Origin of the sequence: Streptomyces sp. NPDC020875 (assembly GCF_040641415.1) — a bacterium.
Lineage (GTDB): Bacteria > Actinomycetota > Actinomycetes > Streptomycetales > Streptomycetaceae > Streptomyces.
The window spans coordinates 23,882-43,160 of sequence record NZ_JBFADP010000066.1; the positions used below are offsets into that span (position 1 = coordinate 23,882).

Below are 19,279 nucleotides of genomic sequence, written 5' to 3' on the forward strand. Positions count from 1 at the left end.
GGGCTTTCCGCGCCCCGTACCGGTTCGTCCCCGGCCGTCGCGGGGCCCGCTCGAATCCGCTCAGGGCGCCCCGTCGCCTCCGCCGTTACTCCTTTCCGAGCGATTCCCGCAGGGCCACATTGAGTTCGAGGACATTGACCCTCGGTTCGCCGATGAAGCCGAGGACCCGGCCGTCCGTGTGCCGCTTCACCAGTTTCTCCACCCGTTCGACGGAGATGCCGTGGCGTTCGGCGACCCGGCGGACCTGGAGTTCCGCGTACGCGGGCGAGATATGCGGGTCGAGTCCCGAGCCGGAGGAGGTGACCGCGTCCGGCGGTACGTCCCCGGCTTCCGGCCGCCACCCCTTGGTGGTGTTGTCGGCGATCACCGCCGCCTTTGTCTCCTTCACCCACTGGACGAGTTCGGTGTTGTTCCCGGCCCGGTTGGTGGCGCCGGAGAGGATGAGGGAGTACTGGGTGTTGACCGTGTTGGTGCCGAGCCCGTTGGACGGCCGGGGCTGGAACCAGCGCAGATCGGGCCGGGCCACCTCGTCGGGGTCGTCGGGGTTCTCCTTCGGCAGCAGGTAGGACTGGCCGATCAGGGACGATCCGACGACCTTCCCCTCGGAGCTGATCTCCGAGCCGTCGGCCTTGCCGGGGAAGAGGGCCTGGGCGGCGCCGGTGACGGCGAGCGGATAGACCACCCCGCAGACCAGGGTGAGGACGAGGAGGGCGCGCAGCCCGGCCGAGATCAGTCGGCCCGTGTTCCGTACGGAGGTGTTCATGGTCGTCACCCGATGCCAGGGATCGCTGAGATGAGCAGATCGATGAGTTTGATGCCGATGAAGGGGGCGATCAGTCCGCCGAGTCCGTAGACCGCGAGATTGCGGCGGAGCATCCGGTCGGCGCTCATGGGCCGGTAGCGCACTCCGCGCAGGGCGAGCGGTACCAGCGCCACGATGATCAGCGCGTTGAAGATCACGGCGGCCAGGATCGCGGACTCCGGTGAGGAGAGCCGCATGATGTTGAGGGTGTCGAGGCCGGGATAGGCGGCGGTGAAGATCGCCGGGATGATCGCGAAGTACTTGGCGACGTCGTTGGCGATGGAGAAGGTGGTCAGCGCGCCCCGGGTGATCAGCAGTTGTTTGCCGATCTCCACGATCTCGATGAGTTTGGTGGGGTTGGAGTCGAGGTCGACCATGTTCCCGGCCTCTTTGGCGGCCGAGGTGCCGGTGTTCATCGCCACGCCGACATCGGCCTGGGCGAGCGCCGGGGCGTCGTTGGTGCCGTCGCCGGTCATGGCGACCAGCTTGCCGCCCGCCTGTTCCCGTTTGATGAGGGCCATCTTGTCCTCGGGGGTGGCCTCGGCGAGGAAGTCGTCGACGCCGGCCTCCTCGGCGATGGCGCGGGCCGTCAGCGGATTGTCACCGGTGATCATCACGGTCTTGATGCCCATCCGGCGCAGTTCCTCGAACCGGTCGCGCATCCCTTCCTTGACAACGTCCTTGAGGTGGACGACGCCGAGGATCCGGGCGCCGTCGCGGTCCTCGACGGCGACCAGCAGCGGGGTGCCGCCCGCGGTCGCGATCTCGTCGGTGAGCCGGTCGGTGTCGTCGGTGACGGTGCCGCCCTGTTCGCGTACCCACTTCACCACCGAACCGGTGGCGCCCTTGCGGACCTTACGGCCGTCGACGTCGACCCCCGACATCCGGGTCCGGGCGGTGAAACCGATCCACTCGGCGCCGGTCAGTTCGCCCCGGTGCCGTTCGCGCAGCCCGTACTTCTCCTTGGCGAGGACCACGATCGAGCGGCCCTCGGGGGTCTCGTCGGCGAGCGACGACAGCTGTGCGGCGTCGGCCAGTTCGGCGGCCGTGACACCGCCGACGGGGACGAACTCGGCGGCCTGCCGGTTGCCGAGGGTGATGGTGCCGGTCTTGTCGAGCAGCAGGGTCGAGACGTCGCCCGCGGCCTCGACGGCCCGGCCGGACATGGCGAGTACGTTCCGCTGCACCAGCCGGTCCATGCCCGCGATGCCGATGGCGGAGAGCAGGGCGCCGATGGTGGTGGGGATGAGGCAGACCAGCAGGGCGGCCAGCACGATCATCGACGTCTGCTGGTCGGCCCCGGCGAAGACCGCGAAGGGCTTGAGGGTGACGACGGCCAGCAGGAAGACCACGGTCAGCGAGGCCAGCAGGATGTTGAGGGCGATCTCGTTGGGGGTCTTCTGCCGGGCCGCGCCCTCGACCAGGCCGATCATCCGGTCGATGAAGGTCTCCCCCGGTTTGGTGGTGATCTCCACGACGATCCGGTCGGAGAGCACCTTCGTACCGCCGGTGACGGCGCTGCGGTCGCCGCCGGACTCCCGGATGACGGGCGCGGACTCGCCGGTGATGGCGGACTCGTCGACGGAGGCGACGCCTTCGACCACATCGCCGTCGCCGGGGATGACATCACCGGCCTCGCAGACGACGCGGTCGCCGATCCGGAGGTCGGTGCCGGGCACCCGCTCCTCCGCCGGGCCGCTGAGGCGGCGGGCGACGGTGTCGGTCTTGGCCTTGCGCAGGGTGTCGGCCTGGGCCTTGCCGCGGCCCTCGGCGACGGCCTCGGCGAGATTGGCGAAGATCACGGTCAGCCAGAGCCAGCCGGTGATCGCCCAGCCGAACCAGTCGCCGGGGTCGGTGAGGGCCAGTCCGGTGGTGAGTACGGAGCCGATCAGCACCACGAACATCACGGGCGCCTTGGCCATCACCCGGGGGTCGAGTTTGCGCAGCGCCTCGGGGAGTGACTTCAGCAGTTGCCGGGGGTCGAAGAGTCCCCCGCCGACCCGGCCGTCGGCGGGCTTGTGGCCGGTGGGCAGATCGGAGTGGGGTGCCCTGGGCGGAGTTATCGTGCTCATGACGCAAGCCCTTCGGCGAGCGGGCCCAGCGCGAGCGCCGGGAAGTAGGTGAGTCCGGTGATGATCAGGATCGTGCCGACCAGCAACCCGGTGAACAGCGGCTGCTCGGTCCGGAGGGTTCCGGCGGTGGCCGGGACCGGCTTCTGCTCGGCCAGCGATCCGGCCAGCGCCAGGACGAAGACCATCGGCAGGAAGCGGCCGAGGAGCATCGCGAGACCGATGGTGGTGTTGAACCACGGGGTGTCGGCGTTGAGCCCGGCGAAGGCGGAGCCGTTGTTGTTGGCGCCGGAGGTGTAGGCGTAGAGGATCTCGGAGAAGCCGTGCGCCGCCGAGCCGCCGACCGCGTTCTCCGCCGTGTTGGTGATCGACTCCGGCGGCGTCGACAGGGCCACCGCCAGGGCGGTGAAACCGAGGACCAGGGCCGGGGTGATCAGGATGTAGCAGGCGGCGAGCTTGATCTCCCGGGTGCCGAGCTTCTTGCCCAGGTACTCGGGGGTGCGGCCGACCATCAGTCCGGCGATGAAGACCGCGATGATCGCCATGATCAGCATGCCGTAGAGGCCGGAGCCGACGCCGCCGGGGGCGATCTCGCCGAGCTGCATGCCCAGCATCGTGATCCCGCCGCCGTAGCCGGTGAAGGAGGAGTGGAAGCTGTTGACGGCGCCGGTGGAGGTGAGGGTGGTGGCCACCGCGAAGATCGACGAGCCGCCGACCCCGAACCGGACCTCCTTGCCCTCCAGCGCGCCGCCCGCCTCCTGGAACGCGGGCCCGGGGTGGGCGAACTCGGTCCACATCATCAGCGCCGTGAAGCCGATCCAGATCAGCGCCATGGTGCCGAGGATCGCGTACCCCTGCCGGACATTGCCGACCATCCGGCCGAAGGTGCGGGTGATCGAGAACGGGATCAGCAGGATCAGGAAGATCTCCAGCAGATTGGAGAGGGGCCCGGGGTTCTCGAAGGGGTGGGAGGAGTTGGCGTTGAAGTAGCCGCCGCCGTTGGTGCCCAGCTCCTTGATGGCCTCCTGGGAGGCGACCGCGCCGCCGTTCCACTGCTGGGTGCCGCCGGTGAACTGGCCGACGTCGTGGATGCCCGCGAAGTTCTGTACGGCCCCCAGGGAGACCAGCAGCAGCGCTCCGATCACCGAGATGGGGAGCAGGATCCGGATCACTCCGCGGACCAGGTCGGCCCAGAAGTTGCCCAGTTCACCGGTGCGGCTGCGGGCGAACCCGCGGACCAGGGCGACGGCGACCGAGATACCGACGGCGGCGGAGACGAAGTTCTGTACCGCGAGGCCGCCGGTCTGGACGACATGGCCCATGGCCTGTTCGCCGTAGTAGGACTGCCAGTTGGTGTTGGAGACGAAGGAGGCGGCGGTGTTGAACGCCTGGTCCGGGTCGATGGACGCGAAGCCGAGCGACCCGGGCAGCGATCCCTGGAGCCGCTGGAGCAGATAGAGGAAGAGGACCGAGACGGCGGAGAAGGCGAGCACCCCGCGGAGGTAGGACGGCCAGCGCATCTCGGTATTCGGGTTCGCGCCGATCGCGCGGTAGATCCACTTCTCGACCCGCAGATGCCGGTCGGCGGAGTAGACCCGGGCCATGTAGTCGCCGAGGGGACGGTGCGCCAGGGCGAGCGCCACGATCAGCGCCAGGAGCTGGAGCACTCCGGCAAGTACGGAACTCATGTCGGGGCTAGAACCTCTCCGGGTACAGAAGGGCGAGGACGAGATAGCCCAGCAGGGCGACGGCGATGATCAAGCCGACGACGTTCTCGGCGGTCATAGCTTCGCCACCCCCTTGGCGATGACGGCCACCAGCGCGAAGACCGCGACCGTGGTGACGACGAAGGCCAGGTCGGCCATCGTGAGCTCCTGTTTCTGATCGGAACTGCTTGGTTTCGGACTGTTCGAGGAAACCCCGTTTCGTCCGGTTCGCCGCCGTCGTTGACACGTCCCTTACGGGCCGGTCGCCCCTCTTGACGCTTCCTGTACGGAGCCCGTACGGGCTGCCGGGAACACGGCCGGGGGCGAGGATGGCGGAGAGTTCCGGAGCGATGGGATCCGGCCGAGTCCGAGGAGGGCGGATGAGTGGTGCACGGCCGCCCGCCGCCGCCCCGGAATCCGCTCCCCCGCGCGGCGGTACGGCCGCCGCCCGCTGCCGTGCCTGGCTGCTGGAGGGCCTGAGCGAGCAGACCGCCCGCCACCCCGGGCCGCACGGCAGGCCCCGGGCCGAGGCGAAGGGCCACCGCTGGTACCGGGTGATGTGTCTGACCGGTGTCGACTACTTCTCCAGCCTCGGCTACGCCCCCGGGATCGCGGTGCTCGCCGCCGGTCTGGTCGCCCCGCTGGCGACCCTGGTCCTGATCGCCCTCACCCTCTTCGGCGCGCTGCCGGTCTACCGCCGGGTGGCCCGCCGCTCACCGCACGGCGAGGGCTCCATCGCCATGCTGGAGCGGATGCTGCCGTGGTGGACGGGGAAGCTGCTGGTCCTGGTGCTGCTGGGGTTCGCGGCCACCGACTTCATCATCACCATCACCCTTTCGGCCGCCGACGCCTCCGCGCATATCGTGGAGAACCCCTACGCCCCCGGCTGGCTGCACGGCGAGAACCTGTGGATCACCCTCTTCCTGATCGGGCTGCTCGGCGCGGTCTTCCTCAAGGGCTTCCGGGAGGCCATCGGGGTCGCGGTCCCCCTGGTCGCCGTCTTCCTGCTGGTGAACCTGGTGGTGATCGTCGCCTCTGCCCGGCGGATCCTGTCCGAGCCGTTCGTGGTCGGCGACTGGTGGGACGCCATGCTCGGCGAGCACTCCTCGTCCCTGGCGATGGTCGGCGTGGCGCTGATCGTCTTCCCGAAGCTGGCCCTGGGCATGTCCGGCTTCGAGACCGGGGTGGCGGTGATGCCGCAGATCAAGGGCGATCCGTCCGATGCGTACGAGAATCCGGCGGGCCGGATCCGGGACACCCGCAAGCTGCTCACCACGGCGGCGCTGATCATGAGCTGCTTTCTGCTGCTCTCCAGCCTGACCACGGTGATGCTGATCCCGGAGCGGGAGTTCGCCTCCGGCGGCCCGGCGAACGGCCGGGCCCTCGCCTATCTGGCCCATCAGGAGCTGGGCGAGGTCTTCGGCACGGTCTACGACGTCTCCACGATCTGCATCCTCTGGTTCGCGGGCGCCTCGGCCCTGGCCGGACTGCTGAACCTGGTCCCCCGTTTCCTCCCCCGCTACGGCATGGCACCCGAATGGACCAGGGCGGTCCGTCCGCTCGTCCTGGTCTTCATGGCGATCGCGGTGGGGATCACGGTCTACTTCGACGCGAATGTCGACAAGCAGAGCGGCGCCTACGCCACCGGGGTCCTCGTCCTGATGCTCTCGGCCGCCCTCGCGGTCACCGTCTTCGCCCATCAGGCCGGGGACCGCCGGGCGGCCATCGGCTTCGGCACCATCACGGCGGTCTTCGTCTACACCACGGTCGCCAATGTCATCGAGCGCCCCGACGGCATCAAGATCGCGGCCCTCTTCATCCTGGCGATCCTGATCACCTCCTTCGCCTCCCGGATCCACCGGGCGTTCGAGCTGCGCGCGGCGGACGTCGTCTTCGACGGCACGGCCGAACGGTTCGTCCGGGAGGCGGCGGCCAAGGGCCCGATCCGGATCATCGCCAGCGACCCGACGGAACACACCAAGGCCGAGTACCGGGCCAAGGAGTACCGCAAACGCGAGGAGACCCATATCCCGGGCAAGCGCCCGGTCCTCTTCCTGGAGGTCGTGGTCCGGGACTCGTCCGACTTCACCGAGGACCTCACCGTCCACGGCTCCGAGAAGTACGGCGTACGACGGCTGCGGGTCACCGGCCCCACGGTCCCCAACACGATCGCGGCGGTCCTGATGCGGATCCGCGACGACACGGGCGAGGTCCCGCACGCCTACTTCACCTGGACGGAGGGCCATCCGGTGAGCCATCTCCTCCAGTTCCTGGTCTTCGGCGAGGGCGAGACGGCCCCGGTCACCCGCGAGGTGCTGCGCCGCGCCGAACCGGACCCCGCCCGCCGCCCCCGGATCCACGTGGGCTGACGGACCCGGCGGCCCAGCCCGGTGAGCCGAGCGGCCCGGCGCTCCGGGGCGGAGCGGAACTGCCCGCCCGGCCCGCGCGTCGTTCACGGGGAGCAGGAGACCCGTGACAGGAGAGGCGCATGAGACGCGACGCCGGATCCCCATCCGCGGCAGGGCCCGCGCGGCGGTGGCTGAGGGGTGGCCAGTGGCGGCGGGAGCGGGTGGTGATCGGTCTGGTGGCCGTGGTGACCCTGGTCTCCGCCGGTCCGGGTCTTGTCCCGAACGCCGGTCCCCGGCTGGGCAGTCTGCTGGAGACCTTCCAGCCGTGGCTGCCGCTGGCCGCCGTACCGCTGGCGGCCGTCGCGGTCTGGCGGCGGTCGGCCCTCGCGCTCGGCCTCTGCGCGGCGCCGGGAATGGCCTGGCTGGTGGTGCACGGCGGCACCCTCGCGGCGGACGGCGGACGGCACGATCTGACGGCGCTTCAGCACAATGTGAGCGATGTCAATCCGGATCCGGCGGGCACGGCCCGGCAGCTGCTGGCGGCGAAGGCCGATGTGATCGCCCTGGAGGAGGTCACTCCCGGGGCGCTTCCGGCCTACCGGAAGGAGCTGGATCCCGCGTATCCGCATTTCGCGGCGGACGGCACGGTCGCCCTCTTCTCCCGCCACCGGCTGACCGATGTCCGCCCGGTCGACATCCGCCCCGAGGACGTCCCGGCCGACTGGCGGCGCGGGCTGCGCGCGACGGCACACACCCCGTGGGGCGAGATCGCGGTGTACGTGGCCCATCTCCCGTCCGTACGGCTCTCGCCCCTCTCCGGTTTCGGGACCACCCGCCGGGACGAGAGCGCCCGCTATCTGGGCACCGCGATCGAGGCCGAGGAGACGGAGCGGGTACTGCTGCTCGGTGATCTCAACTCCACGGTCGGCGACCGGGGGCTGACCCCGCTGACGTCCCAGCTGAACGCCCCCGACGGCGCGTTCGCCTTCTCGTGGCCGGCGGCCCGGCCGCTGGCCAGGATCGATCAGGTGCTGGCCAGGAAGGCCCGGGTCACCCATATCCGGGCCCTGGGCAGGACCGGGAGCGACCATCTCCCGGTCCTGGCCGGGATCCGGTTCTGAACCGGGGCGCCGCCCGGGCGCCCCGGAACCGGCTCAGCCGTCGGCCTCGACCTCCACCTCCAGGTCCGGGTCCGGATCCGCGTCGGGCAGGGACCGCGACAGCTCCAGCGCCTCCAGCGCCCGGTGCAGTACGGCTTCCACCCGCAGACGGCCGCCGCCGTCCCGGTCGAAGACCTGAAGGGTCTCAAGACAGAGCAGGACCCAACGCGCCTCGCCGCCCGATCCGACGGCCAGTTCGACCGCCGCCCCGACGTCGTCCCGCCGGTTCCAGCCGGTGCCGAGCTGGGCGACGACCATCCGGTACCCCGCGTACACCGCCTCGTCCCGCCGGATCCCGGTCGCCTCGGCGAGGTCCCGCGCGCCGTCCTCCCGGGCCGTGGTCCGGGCCAGTTCACCGAGGACGGTGTCCTGGTCGTGGCCGTTCCGGCGCAGTTCCAGGGCCCGGTCGAGGAGCAGCGGCCAGCCGCCGGTGAGTTCGGCGAGCCGGGCGAGCCGGGCGTCCGTCTCGCAGAAGCTCTGCCGTCTGCTCCAGTCCTTGAGGGCCCCGGCGTCGTACCGCCGCAGGGTGACGACGGTGCCGTCGTCGTCGGCCGCCGGGTCCCCGGTCAGCAGTTCCCGCCAGAAGGCGAGCTGGCGGATACCCGATACGAGCACCACGGACCGGGTGGCGTCGGGCCGGTCGGGGACCGTCGTCCGGGCCCTGGCGAGCGATTCACGGCACGGTTTGGCCCGTTTCCCGGTCAGATCGCTCACCACGAGCCGCCGTTCCCCCCGGACGCCGTCGGCCAGTGCCTCCCGGTAGGCGTGGGCGCTGCCGATCTCGGGCGCCGTCCAGCCCTCGATCCGGCCGGTCGCGCCGCGCAGGGTGCGGACGACGTCGCCGACGCCGGTGGCCGGGCTGCCGAGGACGACCCGTACCTGGTTGCCGCCGTCGCCGAGGAGGTAGTCGATCTGGTCGACGGTCAGCGGCGCGGACCGGCCGTCGGTCAGGTCGGGGCGGCTCTCCCGGACCAGGGTCTCCTCCAGGCGGCAGTCCCGTTCGGCGCCTTCGAGCCGGGCCTCGATCTCCTGGGCCGTACCGATCATCCGCAGCGCGTTGGGGCCGCGCAGATGCCATCCCCGGCCGTCGTTGTTGGGGGCGAGGACACCGAGGCCGACCATTTCGAGGAGGTAGGCGCGGAAGCCCTCGCTGTCGAGCCGTTCGAATCCCTCCCGCCACCACTGGCCGCATTCGTCGCGGAGTTCGTGGTCGCTGAGCCGGGTCTCCAGGCCGCTTTCCCGGGCGTGCCGGGCGAGGACGTTGGCGACGACGAGATAGCGGTGGTCGAGTTCGAGGGTCTCCTTGAAGGCGGCCGTGATGTCGGAGCGCAGCGACGCGTCCCGTTCGACGGCGTCGACATCGGCGGCGTCGATGGCGTACGGCGGTCCGGCCGCCGCCCGCCGGGCCCGTTTGAGCTGCATGCCCTCGACCAGTCGGCTGCCGAAGATCTGGAGCAGGAAGGGCTGGTAGGAGCAGAAGCCGAGGACCCGGTTGACCAGGTCGGCGTCGGCGAACTCGAAGCCGAGGGCGCGCAGCGGATGGACCAGCAGATCGGCGGCGAACTGCGGTGACAGCGGTCCGACGACGGCGGGTGTCTGGGCGAGGTGCCCGAAGGGCCCGTTGCGGGCGAGCCGGGTGAAGCGCTGGACGGAGTGGAGTCCGGCGAAGACGACCTTGGCCCGGCCCCCGGAGTCCTCGCCGAGGCCGCGCAGTCGCCGGGTCTCGATGCATTCGGGTACGTCGGCCTCGAAGAAGAGGTCGCATTCGTCGAGCAGGATCAGCAGCCGGCGTTCGGGGTCCCGGTCGAGCCAGCCCTGGACGCCTTCGGTGACGCGTTCCCACGCCTCGCGCCGGGGGCCGCGCCGCCGGGGCTCGTCCAGTACCTCCATCCGGGTGAGTTCCCGGTCGAGGGTGGTCCAGATCGCGGCGGCGCCGAGGGCGGTGGCCTTGCCGATGCCGATCTTGTCGAGGTTGAGGTGGAGGGTGCGGTGGCAGCCGGGGAGCTGCCGTTCGAAGTGGTCGCCCGCGTCGGCGAGGAGCGCCGATTTCCCGAGGCCCCGGCCGCCGTAGAGGATCTGGGTGCCCGCCGGGTCGATGATGCTCTTCCGTTCGCGGTCGCGCCCGTAGAACATCTCCCGGCCGATCTGGCCGCGTTTCTCCTTGATGTACGGGTTCACGGCGGAGAACGGCAGCAGGGTCTCGGTGGCGGCGTCGACCCGCCGGTTGCCCCGGGCCGCGAGGTAGGCGAGTGCCGCGTCGTCCACGACGACGACGGGTTTGGCGGTGTCCCGGGAGCGGGCGGCGAGTTCGGCCCTGGTCCGGCTGTCGAGGGTGCCGAAGTGGACGACGAGCAGGCTGGCGTCGCTCGGGTCCTGCCGGATCCGGCTGAGCAGCAGATCGGCGGCGGGCCTGCCCCAGATGAGCAGGGCCCGCAGTTTGTCGCCCCGGGCGGCGAGCCCGGAGCCGAAGGCGGGGGCCCAGGCCCGGCCGGTGACCTGGACGTCGACGATGTCGAAGAACTTGTAGTCCTTGCCGCGCGGCAGCCCGTCCAGGGGGCGGATGCCCTTGGATTCGTAGCCGAGGAGGGCGAGGGCGGGGGCCAGGTCCTCGCGGGGGTTGATCCGGCCCCGGTCCTTGGTGGTGGCGAGCTTCCGCCAGCGGCCGAGGGCGGCGGAGGCGCGGGCCGCCTCCTCGGTGGAGAGGGCGGTGTAGTCGAGTGCGGCGACGGAGCGGTGTCTGCCGCCGGCCCGGACGGTGGTCACGAGCTGTTCGGTGATGCCGCCGGGCAGCCCGTCGGGGACGGCCGGGTAGAACACCTCCAGATGGGATTCCTCGGACCGGATCTCGGGGACGGGTTCGCCGAGTTCGAGGTAGTAGAGGAGTTCGGCGGCGGTGGCGAGGCTGTCGGCGTCGAGGTGGCGGCGGATGTGGTCGCGGTCGGCGGCGCCGACGTCGGCGAGCCCGTCGAGCCGGGCCCGCAGCCGGTCGGCGGCCTCGGCGCGGTAGCGGGGCAGCAGTTCGGCGACCCGGTCCAGATTGCGCCGGATGGCGGCGGGTTCGCGGGCTTCCCCGGCGGGGGTGGCGGGTGCCGCGTCGGCGAGGAGTTCCTGGAGTCCGACGTCCTGTTCGACGGTGAGGGCGCCGTCGGCCTGGGCCCGGCGCAGGGCGGCGGCCTGCCGGGCGGCGATCGCGGCGAGTGCCGTACGGCGTTCGTGCTCGCGGCGTTCGATCCGGGGCCGGTCGGCGACGGCCGGGGTCAGTCCGTGCGCGGCGGGCAGCGCTCCGGCGTCGGCGAGCCGGAGGACGGTGTGGACGGCGGTGAATCCGTCCCGGGAGAGCAGGAGTTCGACGGCCCGGTCCCAGGAGGTGTCGACGGCGGTGAGCAGTTCGGCGACGGTGGGGGCGCCCGCCTCGGTCCCGGCGGCGCCGGTCCTCGGCGGGACCTTCAGCAGTTCGGCGTCGAGTACGGCGGCGGCTTCCGTGCCGGTGGGCGGCTGCGGCGGCCTGCGGCCGGGGTCGGCCAGCTCGTCGAGGACCCGGGTGAAGACGACGGCGGCCCGGTTGGCGGCGGCCCTGGTGAGGGGATCGGCGGTGCGCCGTTCCTGGGCGGCGAGGTCGTCGGCGATCCGGTCGCGCAGACCGAGCATCCGCCGCCGTAGCGCGGCGACCGCCTCGTAGGCCCAGGCGTTCCCGGCGGACCGGCGGGTACGTGCCTCGCGTTCGGCCGCGCGCCAGCGCCGTACGGCGTCCCGGACGCGTTCCATGAACTGCCGTACGTCGGCCCGGGCCGCGCCCTGGATGGTCCGGCCGCCCGGGCTGCGCAGTTCGTCGTCCATCCGGTCGACGGCGGCCTCGATCTGCGCGGGCCGCCCGAGCCGTTCGAGCAGGTCGTCGGCGAGTTCGGCGGCGTCGGGAGCGCCGTTGACGACGGCTCCGAGCACCCGCCCGAACTCCCCGGTGGGGGCGAGCAGCCGGCGGGCCATCTGGGTGGCGCGCTGGAATCGCATCCGGGGTACGGCGAGCGCCGTACGGCATGCCTCGACGCTCTCCCCGAGCCGGTGTTCGAGACCGGAGACATCGGCGCCGACGGCGTCGAGCGGGGCGATCAGCAGGGCCCCGGTGAGCGCCGCTTCGGCCAGTTCGGCGGCGACCTCGGCGAGCGCCCCGGAGAGCCGTTGCGCGAGTGCCTTGAGCTGGGCGCCGACGACGGGTTCACCGGTCACGACGGCGGCGTTCACCAGGGCGGGCAGGACGAGCAGCGGCGCGACGTCCGCATGGGGACCACCGGGGCCGTCGGGGCCTGCGGGGCCGACGGGACCCGCGCCGCCGGACGCCGCCAGGACGTCGTCGTCCCTGAGCAGTCCGGCGATCGCGTCGGCGGCGGAGTCGGAACGGTTCCGCAGGACGCCCCCGAGCCCGGCGAGCCGCAACGCGGCGACCTCCGAGGGCCGCCGCCGCGCGGCGGCGGAGAGCCGGGCCGCGAGCCCGTACCGCTCCTCGACAACAAGCCGCGCGAGCACCAGTCCGACCTCGACGGGCCCGTCATCGGCGGGTGTGGCCTGCGGGGATGCGCGGTCAGGGCCTTCATCGGCGGCGGTCGACGGCGGACCGGTGGCCGCGTCCACGAGCTCCGACCCGGCCCGGGACGGGCGGGTCGCGTCCGTAGCGGGCAGGGCTTCCGGAGCGTCACCGGTACGGACCGGGACCGGGCCGGAACCGGTCGGGCGCGGGCCGCCCCGGTCGGCGGCCGTCGGCGATCCGGCGGGCTCCGGGACACGTCCGGGCTCCGGAGGCGGGGCCGACTCGGGGCCGCCGGGGGTCGCGCTCCCGCCGGTTCCGGTGGTGTTCGGCGGCCGGAGGGACACGGCCGGCCCGTCGGTGCTTTCGGCGAGGTAGTACGAGGCCGGGGCCGACCTTTCTCCGGTACGGCCCGGGCCCCGGCCGGATCCGGCCCGGCCGGTCGTCGCCGGGGCGTCGGCGGGCTCCGGGGCGGGCGGGTGATCCCGCCCGGCGCCGCCGCGGGGCGGGGTCGCCTCGGCTTCGGATCGGGCCGGGTCGGTGGACTCGTCGGCACGGCCGGGCGGGTGGTCCGGCTCCCCGGCGCCGCGAACCGCCGTCCTCCGGCGCCCCCGGCGGGGCTCGCCGGGCGTGGTGCCGGGAGTCACGGCCCCGGTGCCGCCCGTACACCCGTCGCCCGGCGGTTCCGGGGCGGGCGGTGCGGGCGGGCTCTCGGATGGTTCGGCCGACAGCCCCTGTCCGCCTCGGGCCGGACCGGCCGTACCCGTTCCGGGGGCGATCTGGTCGTGGAAGACGGCCACCACCGCGTACGGCGGATGGGCCCGGGTCAGCCGCCGCTGGAGTTCCTGGATCTCGGCGGGTGTGCCGCCGTCGGCTCCGGCCCGTACCAGCGCCTCGATGAGGGTCAGGGCCTCGGCCGCCGCGTGGTCGGCCGCGGACCAGTCGTCCTCGGCGAGCAGGGCGGCGGCCTGTGCCACGGCCTGTTCGAGGACGTCGGCGACCGGCGCTCCCCGGGGGCAGGTGAAGGTCGCGACGGCGGCCAGTGCCGTACGCGTCGCCGTGTCGCGCCGGACGGCCGCGCGGTGTTCGGCGACCGCCCGGACGATGTCGCGGAGCCGGGCGGGCACCCCGGTGACACCGAGGCCGTCGAGGCTTCCCGCGACCCGGTCGAAGGCCGGGCCCACCCGGGCCAGCAGGGCGAGATCGGGCCCGGCGGGCGGTCGGCCGTCGGCGAGGGCGGTACGGATCCGTTCGGCGGCGGCCGACGCCTCCGGCACGACGGCCGTCAGCGCTTCGGTCCGGGCGGCCAGTTCGGCGAGGTCCCGTTCCCGCCGCGAGGGCTCGGAAGTACGCCCGGGGTCCGGCGGGCCCGACCGGTGCGGCGAGTCCGACGGACGGGACGGAGTCCGCGAGTTCGGCGGCGGCTCCTCGGGCGGCTCCCCCGCCACGCCCCCGGGGCTCTCCGGCTCGACGGCCAACGCGTAGTCCGGCAGGCCCGCCATCGACCCCGCCGCCGCGTGCGGACAGGCGAACCCGGGCTCGTCGCCGGACGTCTCGGCGACGCGTTCGGCGGCGGCGCGGAGCACCTCCAGCGCTTCCGGTTCGGCCCGGATGCCCAGCCAGTCGCGGTCCGCCGCCCAGAGCACGGCCCGCGCGGTCTGCTGCGAGCCGTCGGCCCAGGCGAAGAGCGTGAGCCGGGCGAGCCGTACCCCCCACCGTTCGACGGGATCGCCGGGCGGGTGCTGGGCGGCGTCGCCGCCCGCCGCCGCTTCCTCGATCTCCTGTCTGATCCGCTGGGTCAGCCAGCGGGCGGCCTCGGCCTGTTCCCGAGGCGGTTCGAGCCGCTGGACGCGCTTGAGCACCTGCTCGCTCAGGACCCGGCCGAACCGGCGCGGCTCGACCTTCCGGAACTTCAGGTTCTGCAGAATCACCCGCCGTTCGCGTTGGGCGAGCAGATTGAGGACGAGTTCGGTCTCACCGGCCGTGATCTCCCCCAGCGTGACCGGGATCTGCTCCCCGAGGGCGCGCAGTGCGGCGTAGAGGGCGGCATGCGGGGTGGTGTGCGGGGTGGTCAGCACCATCAGGGGTGTGGTCGTGACCGTCGTCGGCTCAGCCGTCATCCGTCGGTTCATCCGTTCTGTCGTCCGTCGTCGTTCCGTCGGGGGTGCGTGATGCCGTGCCGTGCCGAGGGGGGTGGCGCCACCGTCCGGTGACGGGTCAACGGCCCCGGTAGTGGGGGCCGACGAACGTCCGCCCTGGCGGCAGTTCGGTGCCGTCGGCCTTGCCGACCTCCCGGCAGTACGCGCGGTACGCCTCCCGCTGGCGCGTGGAGGGCGCGCTGCCCCGGGGCAGTCGGCGGACGAACGCGTTGACGAGATGCGGAGTCGCCGCTCCGGTACCGGCACCGGTCGTCGCGGCCGTTTCATCGCCTTCGGCGGACCCCGCGGGCTCGGCTCCGGGGCCGGTGACGGGCCGGGGGTCGGGGTCGTAGCCCACGAGCGGTATCGGCGGTTCCGAGGGCCGGGCCGGATAGTGCGGATCGCCGTCCGCGCCCCGGCTGCCGACGGCCGCGTAGAGGAGGCCGTTCCCGATCAGCTCCCCGGCCGCGTGATCCAGTTCGGCGGCGGTGATCGGGCCGCCCCGGCGGTCGCCTCCGGTCCGCCGTCCGCCGGGGCCGGGGCCGGGCGCGGTGTCGAGTTCGAGCAGATGGACGGCGCGTGGCAGGGCCGCCCGGTCGAGGAGGGCGTGCCCGTCCTCGGTCAGCAGCCCGCAGCGCCGTACGGCTCGCAGGACGAGTTCGGGCGGCCCGGGTTCGGCCCGGCCGGGCCGGGGGCGGGGTCCGGGTCGGGGGTCGTACGGCCCGTACCGGGTCAGGACCCGGGGGTCGTACCGGTGCCGCAGGATCCCGCCGTCGACCGTGACCGGTGTGTCCAGGAGGGTCGTACGCATCGTCAGCCGGGTACTCCCCCGGATCCACTCCGCGTCGATCAGCAGACCGGGGCGACTGCCGTCGGGCCACCGCACCCCGGCGAGGCCCGGGACGCCGTCGCGGTCGGGGGCGAGCCGGACCCGCCGGCCGGGGGCGGGGCCCGCGGGCTCTCCCGCGTGGGTGAACTCCAGCACCGCGGAACGTTCCGCGGTGCCGAGCGCGCGCAGCTCCTCGGCGACGGCGGCGGGCAGGGGTGCCCGGGACGCGCGCAGGGCACCCGGCCGGAGGGCGAAGGTCCAGCGGACGGAGCGGGGGTCGTCGCCCGTCACCCGGGGCCCGCCGAGCCGCGCCCCTTCGTACGAGGCGGCGGCACCGGCACCGGCCGCCGCCGTACGGTCCGGTTCCGCGCCCGGGTGGTGGGAGCGCCAGATCCCGCCGCTCTCGAAGGCGTCCACCAGTGCGACCCGTACACCAGTCTCGGGAAAGAGGCCCCGGTCGGTGTCGCGGACGACATCGCCCATCGCCAGATTGGTCCGGCAGACGGCGACCGCGTATCCGACCCCGCCGAGCCGGCCTTCCGCGCCCGCGACGGACCGCAGCCAGGGGCCGACGGCGGTGTGGACGGTCTTCGGCCCGGTGCGGCCGTGGCGCCGGGGTCCGGACGGGACGCAGCCGCGTACGAGGGAGTTGGCGAGGGTTCCCAGATCGGACCGGCCCAGGGGGCCGTCCCTGAGCAGCCCTTCGGCGACCTCGGTCCGGCTGAGGGCGTAGCCGTTCCACAGGCGGACGGAGTCGCTGGTGGCGAGGGCGTGGGCGACGGTGCCGAGCAGTCCGTGGAGGACGGCGCGGAGCCGTCGTGGATCGTCGTCGCCCGCCAGCCGGGCCAGGGGTACGGGGACGGCCGGGCCGATGCGACCGTCCCTTCCGGGTCCGAGGAGGTGGGCGACGAAGTGCTCCGTCTCGCCGTACGTCCCGCTGTTCGCCGCGCCGCGCGCGGCGGCGGGCGCTTCGGGGGCGCACCGGACGCCGTAGCGGATGTGCCCGTCCTCGGTGAGCCATTTGCCGTGGGCCCGGAGCCGGTCGGTCTTGCGGGTCTCCACCTGGAGGCCGGAGCCGAAGGCGGTGAAGTCGGGGACCAGCAGTTCGGGCCGTACGGACGGTGAGCCGTCGCCGCCGACGCGGTCCCCGGTTCCGTCCGTCCCCCACACGGAGGCGCCGTCGTCCGGTACGGCTCCGCCCGGTAACGCGCCCTCGCGGTAGACGATCTCCGCGTAGAGGGGTTCGGAGCCGGTCTCCACCCGGACGAAGGCGCCGACGGGCAGTACGGCGGCGCCTGTTCCGTCGCAGGTGACGGAGGGGAAGGCGTCGATGTCGAGGGCGCAGCCCCCGTAGCCGTCGCCCGTGGTGTCGTAGCCGAGGCAGGCCGCGTTGAAGGCGACGGTGGTGTGGACGGGCCCGGGGCGGGCTTCCACCACGCGTTCCAGATACCGCCGCAGTGCGGCGAGTTCGGCGGGGTCCACCGCGTGGGGGCCGTTCGCCATGGCGGGGGTGAGGACGGGCCGCCCGGCGGGGCCGGTCCGATCGCCCCGGGGCCCGGCTCCGCTTCCGCTTGCTGAGTCTTTCGCGGTTCTCGCGGTTCTGGCGGTTCTGTCGGGGCTCGCGCCGAAGGGGGTGGTTCCGATTCCACCACGGGCATGAGCCATCGTCATATTCCGTCTCCCCTCGCAGGAATCACCAGGCAGCGAGCCCGGGATGTCGATCGCGTTCGGGTGGGGGCGGTCGACGCTACGCCTTTCGGATCGCCCGTGGGCGGCTTCGACGGGATCCGGTCGCGCCATCCCGGCACGGTCGGCAAGATCAGGCTGATAACCCGCCGCAACCGCACATCAGTACGAGCACGGCCCGACTGCCGGCTTTCCGCGGAGTTTCGCGGAACTTATCGGAGGAGATCGATTTATGGTCTACATTCCGCACAGAGGCCGAGCAGCGGATTCGTCGCGCGACGCGGGAGACGGAGCAGGAGGATGGGAATCGGTACGGGCCGAGAAGGATGGGCAGCTCCCTGCGGAGGGGGCCGCCCCCGACCCTGCCGTGCCCACGGCCCCGGAACCGGCCGGTCCGGCCTCACCGAGACCGCGCACTGCCGCAATCCCCGGCCGGGCGGAGAACCGCGATGCGCTCACGATGCCCGGCGGCTCCGCGCCACGCGCCCGGGCCCGCCGCGACGGACACAGCGGTTCTTCGGCGCGCCCCCGTCGCGGGAGGACCGCAAAGCACTTACGGTGCCCGGCGCCTCCGCGCGACGCGCCCGCGCCCTGGTTCCCCGCCCCGCGCCCGAGTCCGGGCCGGACCGGGCCCGATAGGAGCGGCCCGGCCGGGCGGAGTCACACGCCGAGGTCGGCCAGCCACTCCCCCGTGGTCCGGGGCTTCAGACCCAGCAGCTCCTGGGCCGAGTTCTCCGGCCTGATGGCATGGTCGGGCAGGGTGCCGATCGCCCGGTAGAGCCCGGCCACCCCGGCCGCCGTCGGCGCCCCGAGCAGCGGGGTGATCAGTTCGGCGAAGGCGTCCGGGGTGATGCCCTCGTAGCTGACGTCCCGCCCGAAGCGGCCCCCGAACGCCTCCGCGAGAGCGGCACCGGTGATCGCCGGGTACTGGCCCACGGCGACCGTGCCGGTGACATCCGTACGGTCCACCAGCAGCACGGCGGCGGCATCGGCGACGTCCAGATGGGACGACCACGAGACGTCGAATCCGTCCGCGATCGGATACCGCAGCACACCCTCTTCCCGGGCCCCGCCGACGACCGGCGGCAGCAGCAGGTTCTCCAGGAACAGCTTCGGCGCGAGTACGGCGTACGGGACCCCGCTCGCAGCCACCCCCGCGATCAGCTCCGCCACCGCCGGATCAGCCCCGGGCCCCTCGGTGAAGGCGCCGCTGGTGGAGACCACCACCCGGCCGGGCCGGGCCCGCCCCACCGCCGCGACGATGTGCCGCGCGTAGGTCAGCCGGTCGTCGGGCGCGCCCAGCGGCAGATGGACGAAGACCCCGGCAGCGCCCTCGTACGCGGCGGCGAGCTGGTCGGCCGACGCGTAGTCGGCGGTGACGGCGTGTACGCCCTCCGGTACGGCGCCCGTGTCCCGGACGACGGCCGTCACCGGCCGGCCGGTGGCGGCGACGGCGGTGAGGACGGGGGCTCCCTGGGCGCCCGTGGCGCCGTGGATCACATAGTTCATAGCGCCAATGGTGCATACGATGCACCGGTTACATCAACTGCACCAATGGCGTACCGTCGCACTATGAGCACATCATTGCCGAGCTGCGGGGTCGCCCGATTCCTCACACTGCTCGACGGCCCGTGGGCCACCCTGATCGTCCGAGAGCTGCTCAGGGGCCCGCAGCGCTTCACCGAGCTGCGCTCGTCCCTGCCGGGGATCAGCCCTCACACGCTGACGAGCAGGCTCCGCCAGTTCGAGACCCACGGAATCGTGACCCGTACGGTCCACGCGGAGGTTCCGCCACGCGTGGTGTACGAGCTGACGCCGCTCGGCAAGGAGCTGCGGACCGTGCTGGACGCGATGGCCGCCTGGGCGATGGCGATACCCGTGGCGGAGCACGCCGAGGGCGTCGGCGCGGGCTAGGCCGTGTCTTCAGAATCCCGCCTGGCCCGCGACGCCCGGCACGCACATTCGCCGCGTTGTCGGGATTTCCCAAGTACGTCCAGTACGAGGGAACCCCTCCGCCTTGCG

At 72.9% G+C, this 19,279-nt stretch carries 10 protein-coding genes; 3 read left to right on the forward strand and 7 right to left on the reverse strand.

Annotation, left to right across the window (positions count from 1 at the left end; genetic code table 11):
• Positions 1-85: 85 nt before the first annotated feature.
• Genes AB0G74_RS29635 through kdpF form a run of 4 tightly spaced genes read right to left on the reverse strand, consistent with a single transcriptional unit; the run spans position 86 to position 4,656 of the window.
• Positions 86-763, reverse strand: coding sequence for a potassium-transporting ATPase subunit C (locus tag AB0G74_RS29635; RefSeq protein ID WP_361152374.1), 678 nt, complete (start codon positions 761-763; stop codon positions 86-88).
• Between the two features lie 5 nt (positions 764-768).
• Positions 769-2,874: a potassium-transporting ATPase subunit KdpB gene (gene kdpB, locus AB0G74_RS29640; RefSeq protein WP_361152377.1), complete on the reverse strand. Its 2,106-nt coding sequence runs from the start codon at positions 2,872-2,874 to the stop codon at positions 769-771.
• Positions 2,871-4,559 (reverse strand): potassium-transporting ATPase subunit KdpA, encoded by a 1,689-nt coding sequence (kdpA, locus tag AB0G74_RS29645; RefSeq protein WP_361152380.1) that lies wholly within the window; start codon positions 4,557-4,559, stop codon positions 2,871-2,873. The genes kdpB and kdpA overlap by 4 nt, the downstream gene beginning before the upstream one ends.
• A 7-nt stretch (positions 4,560-4,566) precedes the next feature.
• On the reverse strand, positions 4,567-4,656 hold the full coding sequence (gene kdpF / locus AB0G74_RS29650; protein WP_358824710.1) for a K(+)-transporting ATPase subunit F: 90 nt from the start codon (positions 4,654-4,656) through the stop codon (positions 4,567-4,569).
• A gap of 301 nt (positions 4,657-4,957) precedes the next feature.
• Here kdpF and AB0G74_RS29655 point away from each other — a divergent pair, with 301 nt between their 5' ends.
• The gene (locus AB0G74_RS29655) at positions 4,958-6,946 is read left to right on the forward strand and encodes an amino acid transporter (protein ID WP_361152384.1); all 1,989 of its coding nucleotides are present in this window, start codon (positions 4,958-4,960) and stop codon (positions 6,944-6,946) included.
• Between the two features lie 119 nt (positions 6,947-7,065).
• Positions 7,066-8,046, forward strand: a complete 981-nt coding sequence (locus AB0G74_RS29660; protein ID WP_361152386.1) for an endonuclease/exonuclease/phosphatase family protein — start codon at positions 7,066-7,068, stop codon at positions 8,044-8,046.
• Between the two features lie 33 nt (positions 8,047-8,079).
• Here the strand turns inward: AB0G74_RS29660 and AB0G74_RS29665 are convergent, their stop codons facing one another.
• From AB0G74_RS29665 to AB0G74_RS29675, 3 genes are all read right to left on the reverse strand, one after another.
• Positions 8,080-14,724: a hypothetical protein gene (locus AB0G74_RS29665; RefSeq protein ID WP_361152388.1), complete on the reverse strand. Its 6,645-nt coding sequence runs from the start codon at positions 14,722-14,724 to the stop codon at positions 8,080-8,082.
• Between the two features lie 97 nt (positions 14,725-14,821).
• Positions 14,822-17,074 carry a hypothetical protein gene (locus AB0G74_RS29670; RefSeq protein WP_361152391.1) on the reverse strand — a complete coding sequence of 751 codons (2,253 nt, stop codon included), beginning with the start codon at positions 17,072-17,074 and terminating at the stop codon, positions 14,822-14,824.
• A gap of 843 nt (positions 17,075-17,917) precedes the next feature.
• Entirely contained in the window at positions 17,918-18,766 is an 849-nt protein-coding gene (locus tag AB0G74_RS29675; RefSeq protein WP_361152393.1) for an NmrA family NAD(P)-binding protein, read from the reverse strand.
• Positions 18,767-18,829: 63 nt separating this feature from the next.
• Between AB0G74_RS29675 and AB0G74_RS29680 the strand changes: the two genes are divergently transcribed.
• Entirely contained in the window at positions 18,830-19,171 is a 342-nt protein-coding gene (locus tag AB0G74_RS29680) for a helix-turn-helix domain-containing protein (protein ID WP_361152396.1), read from the forward strand.
• Positions 19,172-19,279 lie beyond the last annotated feature (108 nt).